Source organism: Streptococcus sp. 10F2 (assembly GCF_054331515.2).
Genome location: NZ_JBTGGE020000080.1, coordinates 1 through 4,338, shown reverse-complemented (window position 1 = coordinate 4,338; position 4,338 = coordinate 1). Strand labels below are relative to the sequence as shown.

Here is a 4,338-nt window from a genome sequence, read left to right as displayed (position 1 = left end):
TTTTAAAACATTAAATGAGGTCATTGATAAACTTCAAGAAGTTATTCAAAGTCTATCATCCACTCAGTTAAGATCCATTGTTCACAGAGAATGGACTTCTGCTATTTTTGATTTTAAATGAGTATTAGCTTTCCTGATCCATCAGTTGCATCTAACGAATTTTGACAAATTTCCCTTGCTAATGATTCAATTTTATTATCTTTAAATGTTTCAACATATGCGTTACTAGCAGAAGTCTTTTCGAGATCTTTTCCTCCTGGAAAATACCATCTACCCTCTTCAAAATTAATGAATACTTTCTTCTCATTTTCAAGTATAAAATCCATTCTTTTCTCCTTTCAAGGTACTAAACAATTTTATTATATCACTGCTAATCATCCCGGTACTAGTCTAATTCAATAAATTGCTAGTATACTTAAAACTTTTTAAGTGTATTCCTTTACCTTTACTTTCTCAAGAAATAATAAGTCATCTCCCTACCAGCAAATATGGTAATATCTTAGAAGGAGGAAAGTTTATGTCAGATAGAATCATTGAGGTAGTTGCCGCCGCTATTGTCAAAGACGGCAAAATCTTCTGCGCTCAACGTCCTAAGGGGAAAAGTCTCGCCGGATATTGGGAGTTCCCTGGTGGAAAAGTTGAACCGGGTGAAGATCCTGAACAAGCTCTTATCCGTGAAATTAAAGAAGAATTTGCCTCCGAGATCCAGGTTATGAGTTTCCTTAACGAAGCACATCATAATTATGAATTCGGAACAGTTCGTATGAAAACTTATTTATCTAAATTACTGTCGGGCAACCTAGAACTGCTAGAACACCAACAAGCAATCTGGCTAACTCCTGAGCAGCTTTCAACCCTTAATTGGGCACCTGTTGATATTCCTGCTGTAAAGCTACTTACAATAAAAGAAGTGGATCATATTTAAGATCCACTTCTTTTATTTTTCTGTAATATATCTATATAAAGAGGGATCTACCGGTTTCTCTAATTCAAAGATCATAGAAACAAGTTTTCCATTTTCTCTCTGAACTTCCTGAGCTGAACCTGGTATTACTCGAACCGGACCCAAATAATAAAATTCTCCTTTTTCCGAATCATCCTTTTTAACAAACATTTCCAAACGTAAGTTGTTTTCACCAGAGTTTAAAATCCTACTTACATCACGCGACTTGAAACTCCGATTATTTTTTGAATACCATCTCATGGTATTTTCACTTAGGAATTCATCTTCATATTTTATAGTTTCACTTATATCATCATCTTTATGATAGGTAACAAAGATTGGACACGAATTTGAATAATCATCGATCATATAACCACCAATATTTTGTGGTGTATTGTCCTTTTCAAAATTCAAAAATTTGAGAGCATCCCGCCGAGTATAGCGCTGACCAACCGTTAACAGATTAGGATAATTAGCGCTCTTCTTAAGTCCAACTTGCAAAATGTCTATAAACTCTAGTTTGAAGGTCAAATCATTTAAAAATTCTCGAACCTCCGGTGATAGAGAGTAACCTGTCTCACTCACATAAAGGAGTGGTGCAGTCCCAAATCTCTTCTGCTCTGACTGTTTAAGAAAGACAAGAGTTAAAATTCGTTCCATAGATCTAATGACTGCCGGATCAGTCGAAATTCCTTTAGAGGACAATAGTTGGACAAATCCATCTCTGGATATATAATCATGTTTAATTAACTCTTCCAGTAGGAGAAGCTCATGTGGACGCTTCCCATCGAGAATCTCAAAAGTCAAAAATTCTAAAACACGAGCTTCATCCGCAGTGTAGTGAAGATTTTCTGTTGAAAACTTAGAGACAACTTGATAATAGGCGCGAAAACTATTGTTTTCAAAAAATATTAACGGATCCACCTGGTTATTTTCAAGAAAATCTACCATCCTCGGAATTCTTCCCAATCGATTTTCTAAATCTTTAAAAGAATTTCTTAACATAGCTATTGCCGATAAACTGGTATTTGTAATAGCGTCAAAAATCTGTTTCCGCGCTACCGCTTCAAAGTTCACAGTTGTTAGACCTTTAATTGCGGCAGAGTCTCTAACTTCACGACGGTAGTTTTCCTTATTCATTGATTGATCTCCAAACAAAGCAATTGGAATCAAATAATTATTCTTATAGTTACCAATGAAATCAATTATTGTAACGAATTCTTTTTCAGAATGTTTTCGAAGCCCCCGTCCTAACTGTTGAACAAACACGATGCTCGATTGAGTGTTCCGCAACATAACAACTTGATTGACACTCGGAATGTCAATCCCCTCGTTAAAAATATCCACTGTAAATAAATAGAAAAGTCTGCCTTCTTCTAGGTTTTTAACAGCTTGATAACGTGTCGCCTGTGAATCATCGCCATCCAAGGACTGTGATGGCCAACCATGTTCTGTAAACAGCCTAGCCAGTTCTTTCGCCTCTTCTTTACGTGAACAAAATACTAATCCTTTTACTTGCTCACCCGAGTGACCATAATAGCTAATCTTCTCAATCAAATGCTGGAATCTAGCTGACGAAATCAAACTATTAAAATCCGCTGTATCATCTAATAGTTCACCATCTACCCGGATATCCGTCACTCCATAATAAATAAAGGGGCAAAGTAGATCATTATCTAGTGCTTCCTGAAGTCGAATTTCATATGCCACCTGATAATCAAACAACTCATAGATATTTTGACCATCTGTCCGTTCAGGTGTAGCTGTCATTCCAAGGAGAAAATCAGGATCAAAATGGGCCAAAATCTTTTTATAGGAGCTCGCACCTGCTTTATGAACCTCATCAATCAAGATATAATCAAAATAATCCGAAGTAAAACGATTCAAATGCTCATCCCGTGATAATGTTTGAACAGTCGCAAATAAATAAGGAATCTCACTAACATCCAATCCCGGTTTATAAATTACCGCTTGCCCATCTTCAAATCCAATAACTGCTTGAAAACTCTCAATAGCTTTTTCTAAAATTTGCTCCCGGTGTACTAAAAATAAAAAACGATCCGGCTTATAGTTCCTAACATCAAAAGCCGCAAGATAAGTTTTCCCAGTCCCCGTAGCACTAATCACCAAGGACTTTTTCTGTCCCAATTGTCTTTTATATTCCAAAGCTGTCAAAGCAGAAGCTTGCATTTTATTAGGTTCCAATTTTGTGACATAGCTTGATTTTTCTGCCTCTTCTACATCAACAAATATCCTTGTTTTTCGCTTCTGGCTGTATCGCTCTATAATCTCCTCAGTTAGCAAGGATGATTGATCCCAAATTCTAAAAAATTCAGTTTTACTAGCTGAAATAAGGTCTCCGTTTTCAGTAGAAGTTAGTTTAATGTTCCATTCATAATTTTTCTTCAAAGCATTCCCAGTTAAATTAGAACTTCCACTTATCAGAACTTGCCTTACACCTTGATCGATTAAATAAACTTTTGAATGCAACTGTAGATTTTCTGGCGCCAAACGAACTTCCACATTTTTTAACTTCAGCAATTCCCTCATTGCTAAAGGATCATTAAAATCTAGATAAGGAGAGATTAGAATTTTACCTTGAACACCTCTATCATGCAAATCAGATAACTGACTCTTAATCAAGGCAATCCCAGATTGAGTAACAAAAGCTACAGAAAAATAAAAATTGGTCGCCTTAGCCAATTCTTCTTGTAAATCAAGTAAAACATAACGCTTTGTTTCATCCTGATTAATCAATAGCTTCGGCGCATGAGACTGATTCTGCCCAAATTCTTTATGAATAAAACTAAATTTCAAGGATTCTAACAAATTCTTCTCAAATTGATCGATAACGGTCATATAATCTACCTTTCATAAATACCTTAAATTATTATCCTATGCCCTTATTCATGAGTCAATAGTATGTAGAAAAAGAATCTAAAAATGAGCTCTTCCTCCTAAAATTATTCAGCAAACCGTAATCATCAACTAACCTATGCGAAAAAATTCCTGACAATCGTTAAAATCAGTAGACATCCTCAGTGGATTCCCAAGCAATTTCACCAGATAGACAGTAACAAGGACGTTTGTCTATGGAGACACCGATCTATTTCGTTTGTTTTTACGATAAATAAGCCATTCCTTATCAAACGTAATGTTTAGGTCTTGAATTCCAAGTAATTTTTGAGTATTATAGCCCACTCGAAGCAATTCCTATTTATTCTGAGTTTGTTATACTCTTTTAGATTATAAACTGTATATGATATACTGTTTTTATGGCATACGGAATTGATTTTAGAAAACGGGTCCTTGAATATGTTAAAGAGGGACATACACGTAAAGAAACAGCAGCTTTATTTAATATTAGCATCAATACTTTATACAGTTGGGAAAAG

At 35.3% G+C, this 4,338-nt stretch carries 4 protein-coding genes and 1 pseudogene; 3 read left to right on the top strand and 2 right to left on the bottom strand.

Translation table 11 applies throughout. The features are described 5' to 3' along the window. A pseudogene (locus ACXM1Q_RS08875) lies at nt 1-121 on the top strand (IS630 family transposase); the annotation flags it as partial. Here ACXM1Q_RS08875 and ACXM1Q_RS08870 read toward each other — a convergent pair. Next, entirely contained in the window at nt 114-326 is a 213-nt protein-coding gene (locus ACXM1Q_RS08870) for a hypothetical protein (protein WP_458517749.1), read from the bottom strand. The pseudogene ACXM1Q_RS08875 and the gene ACXM1Q_RS08870 overlap by 8 nt on opposite strands. 191 nt (nt 327-517) lie before the next feature. Between ACXM1Q_RS08870 and ACXM1Q_RS08865 the strand changes: the two genes are divergently transcribed. Beyond that, complete coding sequence (locus tag ACXM1Q_RS08865) at nt 518-925, top strand: (deoxy)nucleoside triphosphate pyrophosphohydrolase (protein ID WP_458517748.1); 408 nt, start codon at nt 518-520, stop codon at nt 923-925. A gap of 12 nt (nt 926-937) precedes the next feature. On the opposite strand, the gene ACXM1Q_RS08860 is transcribed toward ACXM1Q_RS08865, so the two are convergent. Beyond that, nucleotides 938-3,802 (bottom strand): DEAD/DEAH box helicase, encoded by a 2,865-nt coding sequence (locus ACXM1Q_RS08860; RefSeq protein WP_458517747.1) that lies wholly within the window; start codon nt 3,800-3,802, stop codon nt 938-940. A 416-nt stretch (nt 3,803-4,218) separates the two neighbouring features. Here ACXM1Q_RS08860 and ACXM1Q_RS08855 point away from each other — a divergent pair. Next, the coding region (locus ACXM1Q_RS08855) for a helix-turn-helix domain-containing protein (protein WP_458516452.1) at nt 4,219-4,338 on the top strand (120 nt) is incomplete at its 3' end.